This is a genomic window from Croceicoccus hydrothermalis (assembly GCF_022378335.1).
Taxonomy (GTDB): domain Bacteria; phylum Pseudomonadota; class Alphaproteobacteria; order Sphingomonadales; family Sphingomonadaceae; genus Croceicoccus; species Croceicoccus hydrothermalis.
Window position 1 is genome coordinate 83827 of record NZ_JAIQCI010000016.1, and the last position, 20389, is coordinate 104215.

General features: G+C 65.1%; 20 protein-coding genes, 1 tRNA gene and 1 pseudogene. 9 read left to right on the forward strand and 13 right to left on the reverse strand.

The window, feature by feature from the left end:
* Window positions 1-8: 8 nt before the first annotated feature.
* A complete protein-coding gene (gene ruvB, locus K4G67_RS10720; RefSeq protein ID WP_239806388.1) occupies window positions 9-1067 on the forward strand; it encodes a Holliday junction branch migration DNA helicase RuvB in 1059 nt (352 codons plus the stop codon).
* 33 nt (window positions 1068-1100) lie between these two features.
* Here ruvB and K4G67_RS10725 read toward each other — a convergent pair whose 3' ends face one another.
* The 4 genes from K4G67_RS10725 to acnA all read right to left on the reverse strand — a co-directional run bounded on the left by K4G67_RS10725 (window position 1101) and on the right by acnA (window position 5275).
* Entirely contained in the window at window positions 1101-1496 is a 396-nt protein-coding gene (locus K4G67_RS10725) for a PRC-barrel domain containing protein (protein ID WP_239806362.1), read from the reverse strand.
* A gap of 89 nt (window positions 1497-1585) precedes the next feature.
* Window positions 1586-1996 (reverse strand): hypothetical protein, encoded by a 411-nt coding sequence (locus K4G67_RS10730; protein ID WP_239806363.1) that lies wholly within the window; start codon window positions 1994-1996, stop codon window positions 1586-1588.
* Window positions 1986-2444 (reverse strand): hypothetical protein, encoded by a 459-nt coding sequence (locus K4G67_RS10735; RefSeq protein ID WP_239806364.1) that lies wholly within the window; start codon window positions 2442-2444, stop codon window positions 1986-1988. The genes K4G67_RS10730 and K4G67_RS10735 overlap by 11 nt, the downstream gene beginning before the upstream one ends.
* Before the next feature lie 155 nt (window positions 2445-2599).
* Window positions 2600-5275, reverse strand: coding sequence for an aconitate hydratase AcnA (gene acnA, locus K4G67_RS10740; protein WP_239806365.1), 2676 nt, complete (start codon window positions 5273-5275; stop codon window positions 2600-2602).
* A 302-nt stretch (window positions 5276-5577) separates the two neighbouring features.
* Here acnA and K4G67_RS10745 point away from each other — a divergent pair, with 302 nt between their 5' ends.
* Complete coding sequence (locus K4G67_RS10745; protein ID WP_239806366.1) at window positions 5578-7035, forward strand: L,D-transpeptidase family protein; 1458 nt, start codon at window positions 5578-5580, stop codon at window positions 7033-7035.
* A 52-nt stretch (window positions 7036-7087) separates the two neighbouring features.
* Here K4G67_RS10745 and K4G67_RS10750 read toward each other — a convergent pair whose 3' ends face one another.
* Window positions 7088-7735, reverse strand: coding sequence for a murein L,D-transpeptidase catalytic domain-containing protein (locus tag K4G67_RS10750; protein WP_239806367.1), 648 nt, complete (start codon window positions 7733-7735; stop codon window positions 7088-7090).
* A 64-nt stretch (window positions 7736-7799) separates the two neighbouring features.
* Complete coding sequence (ispG, locus tag K4G67_RS10755; RefSeq protein ID WP_239806368.1) at window positions 7800-8990, reverse strand: flavodoxin-dependent (E)-4-hydroxy-3-methylbut-2-enyl-diphosphate synthase; 1191 nt, start codon at window positions 8988-8990, stop codon at window positions 7800-7802.
* Window positions 8991-9139: 149 nt separating this feature from the next.
* Here ispG and K4G67_RS10760 point away from each other — a divergent pair, with 149 nt between their 5' ends.
* The gene (locus tag K4G67_RS10760; RefSeq protein WP_239806369.1) at window positions 9140-10150 is read left to right on the forward strand and encodes a zinc transporter ZntB; all 1011 of its coding nucleotides are present in this window, start codon (window positions 9140-9142) and stop codon (window positions 10148-10150) included.
* 47 nt (window positions 10151-10197) lie between these two features.
* Here the strand turns inward: K4G67_RS10760 and K4G67_RS10765 are convergent, their stop codons facing one another.
* The 3 genes from K4G67_RS10765 to bla form a co-directional block, all read right to left on the reverse strand.
* Window positions 10198-10683 (reverse strand): hypothetical protein, encoded by a 486-nt coding sequence (locus K4G67_RS10765; protein ID WP_239806370.1) that lies wholly within the window; start codon window positions 10681-10683, stop codon window positions 10198-10200.
* 234 nt (window positions 10684-10917) lie between these two features.
* Window positions 10918-11436, reverse strand: coding sequence for a GNAT family N-acetyltransferase (locus tag K4G67_RS10770; protein ID WP_239806371.1), 519 nt, complete (start codon window positions 11434-11436; stop codon window positions 10918-10920).
* Complete coding sequence (bla, locus tag K4G67_RS10775) at window positions 11433-12422, reverse strand: class A beta-lactamase (RefSeq protein WP_239806372.1); 990 nt, start codon at window positions 12420-12422, stop codon at window positions 11433-11435. The genes K4G67_RS10770 and bla overlap by 4 nt, the downstream gene beginning before the upstream one ends.
* A 143-nt stretch (window positions 12423-12565) precedes the next feature.
* Here bla and K4G67_RS10780 point away from each other — a divergent pair, with 143 nt between their 5' ends.
* Window positions 12566-13507 carry an isoaspartyl peptidase/L-asparaginase family protein gene (locus K4G67_RS10780; protein ID WP_239806373.1) on the forward strand — a complete coding sequence of 314 codons (942 nt, stop codon included), beginning with the start codon at window positions 12566-12568 and terminating at the stop codon, window positions 13505-13507.
* A 23-nt stretch (window positions 13508-13530) separates the two neighbouring features.
* Here K4G67_RS10780 and K4G67_RS10785 read toward each other — a convergent pair whose 3' ends face one another.
* Complete coding sequence (locus tag K4G67_RS10785) at window positions 13531-14457, reverse strand: prephenate dehydratase (RefSeq protein ID WP_239806374.1); 927 nt, start codon at window positions 14455-14457, stop codon at window positions 13531-13533.
* Window positions 14458-14644: 187 nt separating this feature from the next.
* Between K4G67_RS10785 and K4G67_RS10790 the strand changes: the two genes are divergently transcribed.
* On the forward strand, window positions 14645-15388 hold the full coding sequence (locus K4G67_RS10790) for a c-type cytochrome (protein ID WP_239806375.1): 744 nt from the start codon (window positions 14645-14647) through the stop codon (window positions 15386-15388).
* A gap of 94 nt (window positions 15389-15482) precedes the next feature.
* On the opposite strand, the gene K4G67_RS10795 is transcribed toward K4G67_RS10790, so the two are convergent.
* Both K4G67_RS10795 and K4G67_RS10800 read right to left on the reverse strand, forming a co-directional pair.
* Complete coding sequence (locus tag K4G67_RS10795) at window positions 15483-16145, reverse strand: RlmE family RNA methyltransferase (protein WP_239806376.1); 663 nt, start codon at window positions 16143-16145, stop codon at window positions 15483-15485.
* A gap of 32 nt (window positions 16146-16177) precedes the next feature.
* Window positions 16178-17524, reverse strand: coding sequence for a Ppx/GppA phosphatase family protein (locus tag K4G67_RS10800; RefSeq protein ID WP_239806377.1), 1347 nt, complete (start codon window positions 17522-17524; stop codon window positions 16178-16180).
* 297 nt (window positions 17525-17821) lie between these two features.
* Here K4G67_RS10800 and K4G67_RS10805 point away from each other — a divergent pair.
* Window positions 17822-17895, forward strand: a tRNA-Gln gene (locus tag K4G67_RS10805).
* A gap of 327 nt (window positions 17896-18222) precedes the next feature.
* On the opposite strand, the gene K4G67_RS10810 is transcribed toward K4G67_RS10805, so the two are convergent.
* On the reverse strand, window positions 18223-18933 hold the full coding sequence (locus K4G67_RS10810) for an IclR family transcriptional regulator (RefSeq protein ID WP_239806378.1): 711 nt from the start codon (window positions 18931-18933) through the stop codon (window positions 18223-18225).
* A 137-nt stretch (window positions 18934-19070) separates the two neighbouring features.
* On the opposite strand from K4G67_RS10810, the pseudogene K4G67_RS17770 reads away from it, so the two are divergent.
* The 3 genes and pseudogenes from K4G67_RS17770 to K4G67_RS10825 form a co-directional block, all read left to right on the forward strand.
* A pseudogene (locus K4G67_RS17770) lies at window positions 19071-19226 on the forward strand (putative quinol monooxygenase); the annotation flags it as partial.
* 168 nt (window positions 19227-19394) lie between these two features.
* Complete coding sequence (locus tag K4G67_RS10820; protein ID WP_239806380.1) at window positions 19395-19889, forward strand: VOC family protein; 495 nt, start codon at window positions 19395-19397, stop codon at window positions 19887-19889.
* Between the two features lie 19 nt (window positions 19890-19908).
* Window positions 19909-20268: an EthD domain-containing protein gene (locus tag K4G67_RS10825; protein ID WP_239806381.1), complete on the forward strand. Its 360-nt coding sequence runs from the start codon at window positions 19909-19911 to the stop codon at window positions 20266-20268.
* The last annotated feature ends 121 nt before the right edge of the window (window positions 20269-20389 follow it).

Consider the following 20389-nt stretch of genomic DNA (forward strand, 5'->3'; position numbering starts at 1 on the left):
TGGACGACATGCCGGGCGAAGGGCCGATCCACACCCCCGAACGCCTGCCCGACGATCCCGATGCGGCGCTGCGCCCCAAATCGCTGGCCGAATTCGTGGGGCAGAAGACCGCGCGCGAAAACCTGCGCGTGTTCGTCGAGGCGGCGAAATCGCGCGGCGAGGCGATGGACCACGTGCTGTTCTTCGGTCCGCCGGGCCTTGGCAAGACGACGCTAGCGCAGATTGTCGCAAAGGAGCTGGGCGTGGGGTTTCGCGCCACCTCCGGCCCGGTGGTCGCCAAATCGGGCGATCTTGCGGCGCTGCTGACCAATCTGGAGGCTGGCGACGTCCTGTTCATCGACGAGATCCACCGCCTCAACCCCGTCGTGGAGGAGGTGCTCTATCCCGCGATGGAGGATCGCGCGCTCGATCTCATCATCGGTGAGGGGCCGTCGGCGCGCTCGGTGCGCATCGACCTGCCGCCCTTCACCCTGGTCGGCGCGACCACGCGGCAGGGTTTGCTGACCACGCCGTTGCGCGATCGGTTCGGCATTCCGGTGCGGCTTCAATTCTATACGGTGGAGGAGCTGGAGCGCGTGGTGACGCGGGCGGCGCGGCTGCTCGACCTCGACATCGACAAAGGCGGCGCCATCGAAATCGCGCGGCGGGCCCGCGGGACGCCGCGCGTGGCGGGGCGCCTGCTGCGCCGGGTGCGCGATTTCGCGAGTGTCGCGGGCGCGCGCATCGTCACGAAGGCGATTGCGGATGACGCGCTGACCCGGCTGGAGGTCGACCGGCTGGGCCTTGACGCGATGGACCGGCGCTATCTCACCATGATCGCCGATATCTACAAGGGCGGGCCGGTCGGGATCGAGACTTTGGCCGCCGGACTGTCCGAGCCGCGCGACACGGTGGAGGAGGTGGTCGAGCCCTACATGATACAGCTGGGCCTGATCGCGCGCACGGCGCGGGGGCGGTGCCTTAACGACCGGGGGTGGCAGCATCTCGGCCTGACGCCGCCGGGCGGGGCGGTGCAGGGTGGCCTGTTCGCCGATGCGCCGGAACGCGAGGACGGGGCCGGGCCGTAACGCCCGCCCCCATCCTGTTCGCCGCGATCCGCCTTACATCGGCGTCGGGGCGAGCGCGTCGAGTTCCTCGGGCGAAAGCGTGGTCTGCACGTCCATCTCGCCGTCGATGTCCATGCGGGTCAGGCTGTCGAGCGGGACGGCGACCATTCCGCCGTTACGTTCCACGTTGAGCGCGGTCACCGTGCCCGACGCATCGCGGACCACACCCTCGACATCGCCGAGATCCTCGCCCGCAGCATCGACAAGATCGGCATCCATCAATTGCACTTCGGTCATGCCGAGCGCGGCCTCCGCACTGGGATCGGTCGCGGGGATCGTCGCGGTATCGGTCGCCATGGTGTCGGCGGGGACGGTTGCCTCTTCGGCATCGTTATCGCCACAGGCGGCAAGCAGGAGCGGCGCGGAGGCAAGAGCGATAAGGCGTTTCATAGCGGGTTCCTTCACAAACATTCGCGGACCGGGGCGACCCGCAACTCGCTGTTTCAATCGCCGGGAATGCGGCTTGTTCCGCGGCGCCGTCACGCCGGCGGATTCATCGCACGAACGAGGCGGGATCCTGTGAACCACATCGCATGGCGTCCTGCCGCCGGAATCATGTCATGGATCAAACGGTCGAACCCATCACGGTCGCCCGTCGCCGCCGCCGAGAGCATGTCGGTGAGCAGCATCTCGTCAAAGCTGAGCATGGGATCGCAAGGCCGGTTCAACGCGACCGGTTCGGGCCAGTACTGATCCACTTCGGACAAAAAGCAGTGAAAAGGGCGTATCGCAGTCCCTGAGCCGAGGAACCGCTGCAGCCCTTCATGGCAGTAACATTGCCCGATGCGCGCGACATGGACGTAACGGACCGCGCACACGATCATGGCGCGCAGGGGTGGGATCGCGCGCAGATCGTGCCGCGGGGTGAGCGTCGACAGGTCAAAGCCCATGATGCAGCGCCTCTGCCCCGGTCACGGCAGGCTGCTGCGTGCGGGGCACGGGCCGCGTTCCACGCAGGGTCGATGCGCGGGGCTTGCCCGACGGTACGGCGCCGCCCATGCCGATCGCCCGGCATACGCCGAGGGCCGCACGGTCGAGCGGATCGCGGTTATCCTCGCTCTCCGCCTTTGCCAGAAGCGCGATCAACGCCTTTTCATCAGGAGAGAACGTGCGCGCGCAGCAGCATTCGGGCCGCAATTCCCGGCCCAGCCTGTCCTCCACCATCTGAAACAGTCCGGCGCACAGCTGTGCCGCGTGGGCGGGAAGCATGAAACGTTGCGCCGCTTCGTGCATGTCGCATGCGACATTACCGTCGGTCCGCGCGGCGCTCCACAAACGAAAGAGCCGGACGAACATCGCTTCGACAAAGGGGCGGGCGGGGGAAATGGGCGACGGCATGTGACCTCCTATTCATGCTAATGAGAATAGGTTGCATTAGTGAAGCCGGGATGCAAGCATCTTTATGCCGAATGACCAAGGGCAGTTCGGCTCCATGAAAAAGGGCGGCCCCGAAGGACCGCCCTTTCATCGCCGCATATTGCGGTGGTCGCGGGTTACGCGGCCAGCTTGCGCAGCACGTAGTGAAGGATGCCGCCGTTCTTGTAATATTCCATTTCGTTGGCGGTATCGATCCGGCATTTCGCGGTGAAGGTGAACGTCTCGCCCGAAGGCCGCGTGACTTCCACCGTCACGTCCTGTGCCGGGGTCAGGCTGTCGAGGCCGAGGATGGTGAAGCTGTCCTCCCCCGTGAGGCCGAGCGACAGGCGCGTGTCGCCGTCCTTGAACTGCAGCGGAAGCACGCCCATGCCGACGAGGTTCGAGCGGTGGATACGCTCGTAGCTTTCGACGATGACCGCGCGCACGCCCAAAAGGATCGTGCCCTTCGCGGCCCAGTCGCGCGACGAGCCGGTGCCATATTCCTTGCCGCCCACGACGACGAGCGGCGTGCCGTCGGCCTTGTGCTTCATCGCGGCGTCATAGATCGCCATCTGCTCGCCATTATAGGTGGTCACGCCGCCTTCGACGCCCGGCACCATCTCGTTCTTGATGCGGATATTGGCGAAGGTGCCGCGCATCATGACCTCGTGATTGCCGCGGCGCGAACCGTAGGAGTTGAAGTCCGCCTTCGCGACCTGATGCTCCTTGAGGTAACGACCTGCGGGGCTGTCTTCCTTGATCGAGCCGGCAGGCGAGATGTGGTCGGTCGTGACCGAATCGCCCAGAATCGCCAGCGGCTTCGCATCGCGGATGTCGGCGATGGGGGCAGGCTCCATGCCCATCCCTTCGAAATAGGGCGGGTTCTGCACATAGGTCGACCCGGCGCGCCACTGATACGTGTCGGATCCGGTGACGTCGATCTTCTGCCAGTGCTCGTCGCCCTTGTAGACGTCGGCATAGCGGGCCTGGAACATGGTGCGGTCGATGGAACTGTTCATCAGCTCGGCGACTTCCTGATTGGTCGGCCAGATATCGCGCAGGTACACGTCTTCGCCCGCCTTGTCGGTGCCGATCGGCGTGGTGGTGATGTCCTCGGTCACCGTGCCCTTCAACGCATAGGCGACGACGAGCGGCGGCGAGGCGAGGAAATTGGCGCGCACGTCGGGCGATACGCGCCCTTCGAAATTGCGATTGCCCGAAAGCACCGATGCCGCGACGATATTGTTGTTGTTGATCGCCGCCGAAATCGGCTCGGCCAGCGGGCCGGAATTGCCGATGCAGGTGGTGCAGCCATAGCCGACGAGATCGAAGCCGATGGCGTTGAGGTCGTCCTGAAGCCCGGCCTTTTCCAGATAGTCGGTCACGACCTGCGACCCGGGGGCGAGCGAGGTCTTCACCCACGGCTTGGGCGTCAGGCCCTTTTCATGCGCCTTGCGCGCGACGAGGCCGGCGGCGACCAGAACGCTGGGGTTCGACGTGTTGGTGCAGCTCGTGATTGCGGCGATGACCACGTCGCCGTCGCCGATATCATGGCCCTTCGTTTCCACATCGACGCGGTCGGGCGCGGCCTTCTTGTACACCTCCGCAAGATCGGTGTTGAAAAGCTCGTCCACCTTGTCGAGCGCGACCTTGTCCTGCGGACGCTTGGGACCTGCGAGCGAGGGGACGACCTGCCCCATGTCGAGTTCCAGCGTGTCGGAGAAGACGGGGTCCGGGTTCGACGGATCGGCCCACAGCCCCTGTTCGCGAGCATAGGCTTCGACAAGAGCGATGTCGTCCTCCTCGCGGCCGGTCAGGCGCAGATATTCCAGCGTCTTGTCGTCGATGCCGAAGAAGCCGCAGGTCGCGCCATATTCCGGCGCCATGTTGGCGATGGTCGCACGGTCGGCGAGGCTGAGCGAGGCGAGCCCCGGCCCGTAGAATTCGACGAACTTGCCCACGACGCCCTTCGCGCGCAGCATTTGCACGCAGGTCAGCACGAGATCGGTCGCGGTGATGCCCTCGGCCATCTTGCCGGTCAGCTTGAAGCCGACGACCTCGGGGATGAGCATCGAGACCGGCTGACCGAGCATGGCAGCCTCCGCCTCGATCCCGCCGACGCCCCAGCCCAGCACGCCGAGGCCGTTGATCATGGTGGTGTGCGAATCGGTGCCGACGCAGGTGTCGGGATAGGCGACGGTCGCGCCGCTTTCATCCTGGCTCGTCCACACGCCCTGGCCGATATGTTCGAGGTTCACCTGGTGGCAGATGCCGGTGCCGGGAGGGACCGCCTTGAAATTGTCGAGGCTCTTCGCGCCCCATTTCAGGAAGTCGTAACGCTCGGCATTACGCTGATATTCCATCTCGACATTGTGTTCGAACGCCTTGGGGTGGCCGAATTCGTCGACCATGACGGAGTGGTCGATGACGAGATGCACGGGCACCTGCGGGTTGATCTTGGACGTATCGCCGCCCAGCGTGCCGATGGCATCGCGCATCGCGGCCAGATCGACGACGCAGGGCACGCCGGTGAAATCCTGAAGCAGGACGCGGGCGGGGCGATACTGAATCTCCTGCCCCGTGACCGGGTTCTTCTGCCAGTCGGCGATGGCCTGCGCATGTTCGCGGCCCACGGTAAAGCCTTCATCCTCGAACCGGAGCATGTTTTCGAGCAGCACCTTCAGCGAAAAGGGCAGACGCGATACGTCGCCGAGCTGCTCACCCGCCTTGTTCAGCGAATAATAGGCGATTTCGCGACCGCCGACATTCATCGTGGTGCGGGTCTTGAGGGTGTCTTTTCCAACGGCTGTCATGGTCGTGTCTTCCCCGTTTTGCCTGTGCGAACGGTGCGGCAGGGATGCCGCCTTCGCAAATGCGGTGATATTTGTATGCGGCGATGGGTCAGAATGGCGCAAACGTCAAGGGATCGGCAGGGCAAACAGGTGCCCGGGCGCGACGATATCGCCGCGCCGGAGGCACGGATTAAGCATGGCGAAAGCTGTATGAGCGGATATGGAAGGCAAGATGATCCGGGCGCATGGGCGCCCGACGAAGGAGAGTTGATTTGACCTGCCTGCCGCTGATTTCGAAACATTCGCGCGTTTCAGGTTCCCTCGTGGCCGGCGCGCTGGGTGCGCTGGCCCTTGCCGCAGGGGCCGGTGCCGGCGCCGCGCAGGCGCAGGATGCACCCGCGAAGCAGAACCGCGCCCCGCGCGACCTCCTGCAACATGGCGAGCCGGTGCAGGTGCGGCAGATGCCCGACCGCGCGCAGGCACGCGACCCGCAGGGGGCGGGCGAACAGGCGCTCCCCCGCCCGGTGAAGCGGGAGGCCGTCCCCGCCTCGCAAATGGAGTTCGGGTCAGAGGCGGTGGTGCAGGACATCCCGACCGATCATTTCGACGTCGCGCCCGACTGGACCGCAGCGCAGGCGCAGGCGCTGCTCGCCTATGTCCGCACGCTCGATACAGAAGGGCTTTTCCCCCGCGATTACGAGCCGGTCATGCTGGAGGCGGCGATCCGTTCGGGCGATGCGCAGATGCTCAACGACACGGCGACGCGCGTGTTCACCTGGGTGGCGCAGGATCTGCGCGACGGGCGGACCGAGATGGACGCGCGCCGGCAATGGTTCGTGGTCGATCCCGATGCCGACCGCCTGCCGATCGCGCCGCTTTTGACCGAGGCGCTTGAAACGGGCGATATCGCGGGCGCGCTCGATTCGCTCAAACCCGTGCATCCCGATTACATCGCGCTGCGCGAGATGCTGGCGAAAACCCCGGCGGCGCAAAAGGAAAAGCGCGCGCGGATCATGGCGAACATGGATCGCTGGCGCTGGCTCGCCCGGGATCTGGGACGCAGCTATCTGCTGACCAACGTGCCGGAGTATCAGCTTCGCCTGACCGTCAACGACAAGATCGTGCGCAGCTACAAGACCGTCGTGGGCAAGCCCGGCCGGACCGCCACGCCGCAGCTCGCCGAAACGGTGCAGGGCGTGATCTTCAACCCCACCTGGACCGTGCCGCAATCCATCGTCGTGGGCGAGGGGCTGGGCGCGCGCCTGTCGAACAATCCCGCGCAGGCCGCGCGCGAAGGGTACAAGGTGAGCAAGACCGAGAGCGGCATGACCATCGTGGTGCAGCAGCCCGGCGCCAATAACGCGCTCGGCCTCATGAAGCTCGACATGCCGAACGAGCATGCGATCTTCCTCCACGATACCCCGTCGAAACATTTCTTCACGCAGGACAGGCGCGCGCTTTCGCACGGGTGCATCCGGACCGAACGCGCGCTGGAACTTGCGTTGACGCTGGCGATCGCGGTCGGCGGGCTGGACAAGGAAGAGGCCGTCGCCATTTCGGGAAGCGGCGAATATACGAAGGTCCCGCTGGAAAAGCAGTTGCCGGTGTATATCACCTATTTCACCATGGCCCGCGATATCGACGGCAAGATGCGCAGTTTTGACGATATCTACGGCCGCGATGCGCCGGTGCTGGCCAGCATGGCGGCGCCGCGCGTGATGAAGACCGGGCAGCGCGTCACCGACGAGGAAGTCGTGCCGATCGAAGCGCCGGGCGCCTGAACCGGCCGGTCATTAAAGAGAAGGGCGGGGGCGATCCTCCGCCCTTTTCGTATCAGCCGAAGTTCAGCCGGTCGGCAAAGAGCAGCCGTCCGCCCGAAAGATGCCACAGCGCCTCGTTGAAATCGTCGGGCGCCATGGCGAAACACCCGTCGGAGCGGCCCAGCCGCCCCCATTCCTCGACATGCGAGGCCTCTGCATACCAGGCGGAGTGCATCACGATATAGCGGCGCAGCGCGTTGTCGTTCGTCGGGTCGAGCCCGCCCAGCCGGATCGAGGTGCCATATTTGCCGACATACCACTCATAGGTGATATAGGCGCCCCGGCTGGTCGCGTTCGATCCCTCGACATTGGAAAACTGGTCGAGCATGCCATCGTGGTCGGGATCGGACCCCTTGCCATGCGCCACGCGAAAGCTGCGCACCGTGCCGTTTTCCAGATTGGCGAAATGGAACCGGGGGACCGAACTGTGCACGCCGAAATCGGCGATGCCGGCAATGTCGCGTTGCCACAAGGTCGCACCATTGCGCTCCACCTCGCGCCTTGCCACGTCGAGAATGGCGCGGTCCCGCGGCGATACCGGCGACGCCTGCGCGAACGCGCGGGTCGCCGCGGCGCCCGGCAAAGCCAAAGCCGCACCCACGCCGAGCCCGGTTTTGAGCAGAGCACGGCGGGGCAGGGCGGTTGCGGATATATCGTTCATGCGGTGGGAAATAGCACGGCGCGCGTGGCGGGGATATGAACCGCCGCGCGGTCCGCCGCACGGATCATTCGGCCGGAACCGTCTGTGCCCCGTTCTTCGTCGATCCGCCGCGCGATCCATCCGCCTTGCCGGCATCGGTGCTGCGCGCTTCGAGTTCCGCCGCCTCGATCTCGGCGGCCTTCGCCTCCACGAGGCGCACGATATGGTCCAGCATGTCGTCCGACTGGACATGGTGGTCGGTCACCCCCGACAGATAGACCATATGCTTGTTATTGCCGCCGCCGGTGATGCCGATATCGGTTTCGCGCGCTTCGCCCGGCCCGTTCACGACGCAGCCGAGAACGGAGAGCGAAAGCGGCACCTTGATATGCTGCAGCCGGTCTTCCAATGCCTCGACCGTGCGGATGACGTCGAACCCCTGCCGCGCGCAGGACGGGCAGGACACGACGCGCACGCCGCGGGTGCGCAGGCCCAGCGCTTTCAGCATTTCGAAACCGACGCGCACCTCGGTCTCCGGTTCGGCGGAGAGCGACACGCGCAACGTATCGCCGATGCCCGCCCACAACAGATTGCCCATCCCGATCGAGGATTTGACCGTCCCGCCGACGAGCCCGCCCGCCTCGGTAATGCCGAGGTGGAGGGGGCAATCGACCGCATCGGCCAGCCCCTGATACGCCGCGACGGCGAGGAACACGTCCGATGCCTTCACGGCAACCTTGTATTCGTGGAAATCGTGATCCTGCAAAAGCTTGATATGGTCGAGCGCGCTTTCCACCAGCGCCTCGGGACAAGGCTCGCCATATTTTTCGAGCAGGTCGCGTTCGAGCGAACCTGCGTTCACCCCGATGCGGATCGCGCAGCCATTCGCCTTCGCCGCGCGCACGACCTCGGCGACGCGTTCGTCGCTGCCGATATTGCCGGGATTGATGCGAAGGCATGCGGCGCCCGCATCCGCGGCCTCGAGCGCGCGCTTGTAATGGAAATGGATGTCGGCAACGATCGGCACCTCGGCCGCGCGGACGATTTCGCCCAGCGCCGCCGTGCTGTCGGTATCGGGACAGGACACGCGGATGATGTCGGCGCCCGCATCCTCGCACCGGCGGATCTGGTCGATCGTGGCGCCAGCGTCGGAGGTGGGCGTGTTGGTCATGGTCTGCACCGTGATCGGGGCATCGCCGCCGACGGGCACGTTTCCGACCATGATCTGCCGGCTCTTGCGGCGCTCTATCGTGCGCCAGGGTCTGATGGAGGACATGGGCCCACCATACAGGCTCTTTGTGACACGGGCAATTCCAGCCGCGGATGATTTCGCGCATTTGATCGTGAGGGGCGGCGGACAGGCTTGCGCAGGGCGGCGTCGCCCTGCCATCAGGGCGCTTTGGCTCGCACTGGAAAGGGACGCAATTGACCGCAGCGCAGGACCATGACGTGGCAAATCCGGATGCCGCGCTGCTGTTCGCGCGCGTTCTCGACGGGAATGGGGGCGGGCGCGCCGTTTCGTGGGAGGAGGCGAATCAGTGGCGGCCCGGCCGTTCGGGAGAGATGCTGTGGATGCATCTTTGCCGCAATGCCGACGGATTGCAGGGCTGGCTCGAACACGCATTGCAGATGAGCGAGCCGACGGCCGAATTGCTGGTCAGCGACGATACCCGCCCGCGCGCCCTGCGCGAAGGCAATGCGCTGGTGGCGGTGCTGCGCGGGATCAACTTCAACCCCGGTGCGGAGCCGGAGGACATGATTGCGCTGCAACTGTGGTCCGACGGGCGGCGGGTCATCACCTTGCGCCGCGAACCGCTCCAGACCCCGCGTCAGACGCTGGCCGAAATCGACGCCGGCACGGGGCCGGGTGATGCCGGCGCGCTGATCACCAGCGTGACCGAACACATGATCGCGCGGATGAACCACTCCATCCTCGACATGAACGACAATATCGACCGGCTCGAACAGGCGGACCCGGAGGACGACGCGGACGACATGCTCGACCGCATCGCCGTCATCCGCCGCAATTGCCTCGCTTTGAAACGCCATATGAGCCCGCAGCACGAGGCGCTCGAACGCATCAGCCGCGACGCGCCCCCCTGGTTCGAGGAGCATGACCGGCGCGAAATCGCCGAATCGATCGACCGCCTGCGCCGCTATCTCGAAGATATCGACATATCGAAGGAAAGCGCCGTCGTGTTGCAGGACGACATCCGCGCACGTGCCGCGGCCAGCGCCGACCGGACGAGCTATTTGCTCACCATCGTGGCCGCGATCTTCCTCCCGCTCAGCTTCGTGACCGGACTGCTCGGCATTAATGTCGGCGGAATGCCGGGGGTCAACGACGGCGATGCGTTCTGGGTCGTGACGGGGCTGTGCTGCGCCATACTGGCGGTGCAGCTCGTGCTGTTCTGGCGCTGGAAATGGCTGGGATGAAACGGGCGCCGGGGCACGTCCTGGCACCTTGCTTTGCGAAGGAAGCCTTAGCGGCCGCGGCCCACCGGGGCGATCTCGCCGCAGGCCACCGGAAGCACGTTGAGATAACCGTTCGTCCCATCGACTTCGCCGGTGGTGCCGGTGCCCGGTCCCTGCGGAACGGTCAGACCGTGCAGCACGATGGCGCGGAAATCGAGCGGGGTGATCTGATCCGCATTCGCCCCGTCACCATATCGGGTCGTGGTGAGGTCGATGGTGCGATGATAGTTCACCCGTCCGTCTCCATCGGGATCGACATTGCCGAGCGGGATCAGGATGTCGCCATAGGACGGTACCCCCTCGGCCGGTTCGACGAAGCCGTCGCCGTCGCTATCGGCGGCCATCGTCGGGCACTGCGAATCGACCGCCGTGCCATTTGCGACCCGGCCGTGAATATGGCCGAGATGCACGCCGCCCGGTTCGAGACCCCGCGCATTGATGATGACGCGGATGAAGCGTCCGTCCGTAAATTGAAGTTGTGCCTTGCCCGTCACCCGCTGTCGTTAAGCGCGCCGAGATCGACGGTGTAGTTGTCCGCCTTTTGCGCGAGTGCCGGGCTGACGGTGGCGGCAATGGCCAGTGCGGCGGCGGACATGATTTTGAACGGCGACCCTATCATCGGTATTTCTCCTGCGTAATTGCCTGAAAAAAACCGATAAATTCGCGAATGGATCCCGATGTGCCACCCCGTGTCCCAAAGTGGGGCGGGGCGTTATGCGCCTGCGATGTTACAGGCGGCGTTCATAAAGATACTCATCGTCACGGTGGTCGCCGACCCAGAAATCGATGTCGGCGATCTTGCGAAATCCGTGGCGGGCGTAAAACCGCTGCGCAGCCTCGTTCTCGCTCCACACCGAAAGCTGGATCGCGTCGCAACCGCGCGACCGGGCCTCCGCGATGGCCCATTCGGTCAGCACGCTCCCGATTCCCTGTCCGGTAAGGGCGGGCGCGGTGTAGATCTGGCCCAGCGTGATGGGCCGGCGCGCATCGGAATGGCCGGGATAGCAATCGCGCGCGATGAGCTTGCAATATCCGGCCATCGCATCCCCGGCAAAGGCGAGGCGGTGGATCATCGCGGGGTCGGCGATCTCCTGCGCGACCGCATCGCGGGCATAGACCTGTTTCAGGAACGCCGCGAGATCGGCGGGATCGTAGACATGGCCGAACGCGGCGACGAAACTGTCCCGGCCCAGCATGGCGAGCGCATCGGCATCCTCCATCCGGGCGGCGCGATAATGAATGGTCATCGCGAGCGCTCCATGCGGGCGGAAAGCCATGCCGCGGCGATGCGCCCCACCTCGGCAAGAACGGTCTCGTCCGCCGGGTCTATGTCCGACTGCACCACGCCGGTATCGTAATAGGCCGTTATCGCGACGGGGGCATGGTCTTCCGGCTCGGCGATGGCGATGTCGATATAATGCGCGCTGGCATCGGGGTAGAGGCTCGTGCCGGTCTTGTCGCCTGCATGAAAGCCGGCGGGAAGTCCGGCGCGTATCCGCCGCGTGCCCGTGTTTGCCGCCGCCATCCAGTCGCGCAAGGTCGCCCGGGATGCGGGGGACAGCACATCGCCGGTGGCGAGGCGCGCCAGCGTCGCGGCCATCGCGGCGGGGGTCGTGCTGTTTTCCTGCGTGCCTGCGGGAATGCGGTTCAGCTCCGGCTCGTAAGCGTCGAGCCGGCTGATCGCGTCCCCCATCCCGCGCCAGAACGCGGTCAACGCCGCCGGTCCGCCGAGCCGCCGCAGCAAAAGGTTTGCAGCGGCATTGTCGCTCGTCACCACGGCCGCGCGGGCGAGCATGATCGCGGGCAGCCCGCCATCGTCCACGTGGCGCGTCGTGACCGGCGACACGCTCATCAGCGCCTCCGGCCCGTAGGGCAGGATCGCGTCCCCGTCGATCAGCCCCTTGTCGATCCGGTGAAGCAGCATCGCCGCCAGCGAAAGCTTGAACGTCGAACAATGGGGAAAGCGGCGATCCGCGTTCAGGCCGAAATGCGCGCCGTCCGTGGTATCGAGCACGAAGGCGCCCAGCATGCCGCCGGCCCGCTGTTGCAACATCGCAAGCCGGGCCGTGGCGTCCGCGCCCGATATGGGGCGGTCCCGCGATGCCGCCATTCCGGCCCCGCTTCCCGCCACCCCGGATTCCGGCATCCCGGATCCCGCCATCCCACATCCCGAAACCATGCTTCCGGCAAGAAGGCCGAGCCCGCCAAGCGCCCTGCGTCGATCGATGGTCATGCCCTGCTTTCCCGCATCCGTTTCACCTGCCAAACGCTTGCCCCCGCGTCGGCGAACGTGCATCGCGGGGGCGAATGCGCCACCGATGCCGTCCCATCGCCCGGCGTTCAAGCATCACGACGATTTTTCAAGGACCATGTTTCATGACCGACGCCACTGTTCCACATCCGCGCTGGAGCCTTGCCCTGCATGGCGGGGCGGGGTCGATGACGCCCGAAATCCTCGGCCCTAAGATGCAGAGCGCCTATCGCGATGCGCTGGGCGCCGCGCTCGATGCAGGGACCGCGGTGCTGACACGCGGGGGTAGCGCGCTCGACGCGGTGGAAGCGGCGGTGATGGCGCTGGAGAACGATCCGCTGTTCAATGCGGGGCGCGGGGCGGTGTTTACCTTCGAGGGGAAGAACGAGCTCGACGCCGCGATCATGGACGGGGCGACGCTTTCGGCCGGATCGGCCACGGGATTGCTGCGCACGAAAAACCCGGTGCGGGCCGCCCGCGCCGTCATGGAAGAAACCCCGCACGTGATGCTCGCCAACGAAGGCGCGAACCGTTTTGCCGAGGAACAGGGGATCGAGCAGGTCGACCCCGCATATTTCGCGACCGACGAACGCCGCCGCCAATGGGAGGAGTTCAGCCGGAAAAAGGACGCCTGGTTCGATACCGACCTGAAATACGGCACGGTGGGCGCGGTGGCGCGCGATGCGAACGGCCATGTCGCCGCGGCGACGAGCACCGGCGGTCTGACCGGGAAACGGTGGGGCCGCGTCGGCGATTCGCCGGTGATCGGCGCGGGCACCTATGCCGATGATCGGTCATGCGCCATATCGGCGACGGGCACCGGCGAAACCTTCATCGAACTGGCCGCGGGCCATGAAATCGGCGCGCGCATGCGGATGTTGAACGAAACGGTGGATGAGGCCGTTGCCGCCGTGCTGGCCGAACTGGGCGCGAAGGGCGGCAATGGCGGCGTGATCTATGCCGGCGCGGACGGGCGGACCGGTTTCGCCTTCAACACGCCGGGCATGTATCGCGCCCGCGCCGATGCGGACGGGATGCGCGAAACGGCGATCTTCGCGGGCGAGTAAGCGACAGGGCGCAGCGGCCGGCCTCAGCGGCGGGGCCGGCCCTGCGCATAGGTGCCGAGAATGCGCAGATCCTTCGCGAAATATTCGAGTTCCGCGAGCGCGCGATCCACATTCGGTTCGCCGGGCCGCCCGATGATGTCGCAGTAGAACGCGCTCGCGGAAAAACCCGATCCGTTCTGGTAGCTTTCCAGCTTGGTCATGTTGACGCCATTGGTCGCGAACCCACCCAGCGCCTTGTAAAGCGCGGCAGGGATGTTGCGCACCTCGAACTTGAACGTGGTCATGGCCGGCCCGTCGAGCCCGGCGGGGTCGAGCGCGTCTTTCGACAATATGACGAAGCGGGTCATGTTGTCGGCGCCGTCCTCGATGTTTTCGGCAACGATGGTGAGGCCGTAAAGCTGCGCCGCCAGTTTCGGCGCGATGGCCGCAACGCCAGGGTCGCGCGCATCGGCGACGCTTGCCGCCGCGCCCGCCGTATCGGCATGGTCGAGCGGGACGATATTGCGGCTGCGCAGCCAGCCCCGGCACTGACCCAGCGCCTGCGGATGGCTCATCGCCGCGCGGAACGGCCCCGGCCCCGTCGCCATCAGCGTGTGGTGAATCGGCATGAAAAATTCGCCGATGATGGCCAGCCCCGATTCGGGCAGCAGGAAATGAATGTCCGCAACGCGCCCGTTGTGCGAATTTTCGATGGGAATGATCGCGCGCGCCGCCCGTCCGGCCAGCACGGCATCGATCGCATCGGCAAAGGAAAAATGCGGCATGGGCAGGCATTCGCCGTCATAAAGCGTGGCGGCAAGGTGGGAATTGGCGCCGGGTGCCCCCTGATACGCCATGGCGCGGGTCGGATCGGCCGAGGCGGCGGCGGTCATCTCCTCCACAAGGGCGAGGGCCGGTGCGGAATAGCTGTGCGTGACGGGGGGGGCGCTTTGCGACGGGGTTTCGGACATGCGGGCGCGATAATGGGCCGGTCCCGCTCTGCCAAGCGATTAGCGGCGGGGTGTGGTCATCAAAGGGGCAAGAGGGCCGCGAAACGCGAAACCGCAAACCAGCCCTTGCCTTGACGCGGCGCAATAACTAGAGCGTCGCGCAAGCCTTTTGCGCCGGTTCGCCCGGCATGGACCGACGGATTTCACGATGCAAGACAAAAGCAATACGATTGCCGGCTGGGTGCTCTTTGGCGGGGTTGTGGCATTGGGCCTGTCCGCGATCAGCAGCCGGGTGTTCCATGCCGACAATCCGGAGACCGAGGAATTCGGCTATGTGATCGAGGCGGCGGAGGAAGAGGGCGGCGAATCCGGTCCCTCGCTCGCCGTGTTGCTGCAATCCGCCGACCCCGCCGCGGGCGAGGCGGTGTTTGCCAAGTGCACCGCGTGCCACACCATCGCGCAGGGCGGGCCGAACGGTATCGGTCCCAATCTCTGGGGCGTTCTGGGCAAGCCGATCGGCAAGCATGCGGCTGGTTTCGCCTATTCCGGCGCGCTTTCGGGCCACGGCGGCGACTGGTCGTTCGAGAACATGGACGACTGGCTCGCCAGCCCGCGCGCCTTTGCCAGCGGCACGAAGATGAGCTTTGCCGGTCTGTCGAAGCCCGAAGATCGCGCCAATGTCATCGCCTATCTGAATTCGATGGGCTCGAACCTGCCGCTTCCCGAGCCCGCGCTCGAAGATGTTGCGGCAAGCGGGGACGAGCCCGTCGCCGATAACGAGGGCGGCGATGCCGACACCCCCGGCGTTTCGGACACGCCCGCAGGGTCGGCGGGCCCGGCTACGAAGGTCGGGGCCGAGGCCGCCGGCGCCATGGCGCAGCCCGCGCTGAAGCCGAGCGGCGGCGACGGCTCCACCGGCGAGGTGAACCGCCCGGCGGGTGCACCCGAATAAGCCAGGCTTTCGCCAATCGATAGGGAAAGCCCCGCATCGGTCATCACCGGTGCGGGGCTTTTTCCATGGTGTCGGCAGTGCGTTCGTATCCGCGTTACGCCTCGCCCTTGAAACCCTTCGCGATGACATACCATTCCGAACTGCCCTTGCGGCTGGCGGGCGGCTTCGCATGTTTGACCGTGGTGAAATGCCGTTTGAGCAAGGCCAGCAATTGCGTGTCGGTTCCCCCGGCGAGCACTTTCGCAATGAAATCGCCACCGGGTTCGAGGGTGCGAATCGCGAAATCGACCGCCGTTTCCACAAGGCCCATCGTGCGCAGATGGTCGGTCTGCTTGTGCCCGACCGTGTTGGCGGCCATGTCCGACATGACGAGATCGGGCGGACCACCGAGCGCGCCGGTCAGCGCGGCGGGGGCGTCATCGTCCATGAAATCCATCTTGAAGATGGTGACGCCGGGCAGGGGTTCGACGTCGAGCAGATCGATCCCCACGATTTCCGCGCGGGGGCAGACCTGCGTGACGACTTGCGACCAGCCGCCCGGCGCGATGCCGAGATCGACGACACGCGTCTTGCCCTTCAGCAGGCCGAATTTCTCGTCCAGCTCCCGCAGCTTGTAGGCGGCCCGGCTGCGATAGCCGTCCGCGCGTGCCTGTTTGACATAGGGATCGTTCAACTGCCGCGTGAGCCAGCGGGCTGAGGATTCGCTGCGCTTGCGCGAACGCTTCAGTTTCTCGCGGTCCTGTCCGGCGCGGCTCATGATGGAATGTCCTGTTTCAAAATCAAAGGGGGTCAGAGCGGGCGGGGCGGGCGCGTCGGTTCGTCCTGTGGTGACAGCACGCCTGCCATGAGGCTGCGCAGGATGCCTTCGCGAATGCCGCGATCCGCAACGCCCAGCCGGTCGGCGGGCCACAGATCGAGTATCGTTTCGAGAATCGCGCACCCCGCCACGACGAGTTCCGCCCGGTCGCGCCCGATACAGGGAAGCTCCTGCCGCCTTTCGGGCGATGCGGTCGACAGCATGTCGGCAATGTCGCGCATGGCATTGGCCGGCACGATCAGCCCGTCGACCGCGCGCCGGTCATATTGCGGCAATTCGAGATGCAGGCTGGCGAGCGTGGTCACCGTACCGCTGGTGCCGAGAAGGCGGGGCGCCTCGCCATCGGCGCCGCGCGCGCGGAACGGTTGCAATCGCTGCGAAAATTCGCGGAAGCTGTGGTGCACGGCGTGGCGCATCTGCCGATAGCGGGCGAGGCGATCGGCATCGTCCTCGTCCTGCGCGGGCGGGAAGCTTTCGGTGAGCGAAACGACGCCCCACGGCACCGATTGCCAGTCCATGATGCGCGGCACGACATCGCCCGTCTCGATCAGCACGAGCTCGGTCGAACCGCCCCCGATGTCGAAGATCATGGCCGGACCTTCGCCCTGTTCGAGCAGCACGTGGCAGCCCAGCACGGCGAGCCGCGCTTCCTCCTGCGCGCTGATGATGTCGAGCGCGATGCCCGTTTCCTCGCGCACGCGTTCGATGAAGGCGGGCCCGTTGTCCGCACGGCGGCATGCCTCGGTCGCGACGCTGCGCGCGAGATGGACGTTGCGGCGGCGCAGCTTGTCCGCGCACACATGCAGCGCGGCCATCGTGCGTTCCATCGCCGCATCGCTCAGCCTGCCGGTATGCGCGAGCCCTTCGCCGAGCCGCACGACCCGGCTGAATGCATCGATCACGACGAAGTTTTCGCCAGACGGGCGTGCGATGAGCAGACGGCAATTGTTCGTGCCGAGGTCGATGGCGGCATAGGCCTGCCGACGCTGACCCGACCGTTTCGCCCCCCCCTGCGGCGCAGGCGCGGCGGGCGTGTGCGGCGATGGCGGGTCATCCAGGCGCGGTGTTTTCGGCAGGATCACGATCGGCGCTTCTTCCGCCGAATTGCCCCGGCGGGGTGCCGCGTCAATGCGTGTTTCCGCCGACGCCGGGTGTCGCGAACGCCGGGCGGATTTTTCGCTTTTCTTCTGGCCGGAAACGCGTCTGGAACGATGCGAGCGCTTTTTCCGCTCTTTTTCCGAATCGCCGGGTGGCTTTGCCATTTCGGGCGGGCCGCGACGATCCTTTTCCTGCGATGCCGGCGGGGATGTTTCCGCCATGGCGTTACTCTTCAATATGTTTTCAAGCCGTGACGTCGAACCGCCACGGGGAACCTGACGATAAGGATAACCGCACACCGGCGATGTAGCAAGTTTGCAACATGCGGTGCGCGCGTCTTGCGCGGCGACGGCGATCTCGCGGCACACGGCGGAATGCGCGACGTCCTGTCGCGGACATTCGTACAGGCTGCGCGGCGCTCAATCGCAGAACCCGAAAGCGTGGGCAATTTCCCCTTGACCCGCAGAACTCCGCCGATTAGAGGCACCGCTTCCATCGCGGCACGGCCCGATGTTCGATGCCCCGTCGTCTAATGGCAAGACTACGGACTCTGACTCCGTCAATTGAGGTTCGAATCCTCACGGGGCATCCAGTTTTTTCCCTCTTATTCAATGCGTTAGCTCAGTTTGCCGTCCGCTGGGCGAATTACAAACTGTTCCCTTTGTTTTCAAACGATTACGTGGCGTTCCGCGCGGCTTCCTAAACCTCCATGCAGCATGGATGCAGCATGGAGGTGGTTGATTTCACGGATCTGAAGGGATGCTATAGCGGTGAAGATATGGGCCGATCGTTTGCTGTCGACTGCAACGGGGCCGGCAGGAGAACGTCCGGTAATGGCGCTGTGGAGCGCTGAAGCTGACGTTCGGGTTATTCAGGCTGGATTTCGATGCCGACGTCGAGTTTGCGCGAGTTGACCTGCTCATTCCGCAGCGAGCAACGACAGCGCAATATCCGCTATTGAATTGGCAATCGTGACTAGCCGGCCTTGTGGTAGCCGCTGCTCCGCACCGTTCAGGCATAATCCGGCAACCGGCTCGCCGCGCACGCGCAGGGGGATCGCGACGCAGTTGAGGCCGGGTTGGTATAGCCCCTGCTCGATGGCGAAGCCGCGTTGGCGCACCGCTTGAAGCTCTTCGCTCAGATCCGCTGCCTCGTCCGTGGCAGCCAATGATCGCGCGACGCCGGGCATGAACGCAGCGAGCACGAGGCCGATCGCCGAGCCGGACAGCGGCTCGCGGCGGCCCAGGCGGCTGTGGGTGACAGGGTTGTTCGGCAATTCGATCCCGTCGAGATAATAGAGCTCGTCGCCGCTCGGCACGATCAGATAGGTCGATTCGTTAAAACGCTGGGCGGTCTCTTCGATCAGCGGCCTGAAGCGCCGCCGTAGTGCATCGTCGTCGCCCGCGATCCGGGCGAGATTGAGTATGCGGCCCCCGAGCCGGTAGTCCAATCCTGTCGCGGGACGACGAACGTAACCCAGCGCGACCAGCGTCGCGAGGATGTTGTGCGCGGTGGACGACTGCACCCCGGCAGCTCTGGCGATTGCGCCAAGCGGCGCGGCTTCCTGTTCCCGTGCGAGAAATTCCAGCATCCGCATCGCGCGCTCGACCGATTGGATCGGTTTGCTCATTCCGCTCTCCATTCAACCATGCTGAACTTATGCGCTTTGTGTTCGTCGATGGCCAGAACAACGGAACACCTGCGCGCCAAACTCCATTGCCAGTGCAGATGAACAGCAAAGGAGACCAGCCAATGCCCCAAATCGTGATGGCGCAATGCACGGCCTTGCCGGGCCGCGAAGATGCGCTCGCTCGCCACATCGCGGACCTTGCCGCAGCTGTTCGCCGAGAAGCGGGCAATGAAGGGTTCGAGGTGTTCCAGAGGCCCGAGGTCGAGCGCGGCTGGACAATGATCGAGCGCTACCGAAACCGCGACGCTTTCGAGACGCATCTTGAGCAGCCCCACACCAAAGCGTTCAACGAAGCCTTGAAAAGCCTGGTCGAAGGCGGCGCGTCCGACGTGACCGAGCTCGTACCGGCCTGTCAGCCGGACGACGCCGCGCCGGGAATTCGCGGCATCGATCATGTCGGCGTGACCGTGCCCGATATCGATGCGGCATCGGACTTTCTCTTCCGCGCTTTCGGCGCACGCACGCTCTACGATGTTCTGCCCGCTGATGCGGACCCGATGGCGGGTGACGAGGTGGAGCATCAACTCGGCATTCCCGAAGGCGCGCGGATCGAGCATATGCGGCTGATGCGCATCGGCGAATCCGCGAATATCGAGATGTTCCGCATCGCCAATACCGATCAGGCCGATGCTGCGGGACTGGCCGATTTCGGGTTGCAGCACATTGCCATTTACGTCGAAAACATGAATGCCGCTGCCTACCGACTGGTGCAGGCGGGCGGCACCCTTCTTTCGGACCCGCATCCGTTAGCCGGCGTTGAAGGGGGCGAGCGCAATTCCGGCGTCTATGCCCATGCGCCATGGGGTATGCTGATCGAGCTGATCTCTACCCCGGACGGTATCGACTACCCCGCCGATTGCCAGATGCCGCGCTGGAAACCCCAACACAACAGCTGACTTTCAAGGAGACCTGTAAATGATCAAGATGACTATGTTCCTGAAGCGCAAGGCCGGTATGAGTCACGAGGACTTCGTGAAGCACCATATCGAGGTGCACGGCCCCAAGTTCCGCTCTATCCCCGAAGCGCAGACCCATTGCCGGCGTTATATCCAAACCCATCCCGTGGAGCTGAAAACCGATGCGGCGCAAAATGCCAATTTCGACGGGACTGCAGAGCTGTGGTTCGATAGCGAGGACGGGATGCATGCGGTGCTGACGTCCGACACCTACCAGAACGTCGTCTTCCCAGACGAGAAGACCTTTCTCGACCACAACAATACTCTGATCCTCGTCGGCGAACAGGTCGAGATCATCGGCGATTTTCGCGAGGGTTGATCTCTGGCCGGAGGGAATAGGCTCAATTTGGGCCGGAGCACGAACCCGCTTCGCGGGAGGGGTGCTGGCGGCGGGGCGATGCAGAACGACGGGCGTAGCGCTTAGGGCGCACAAGGCAGAC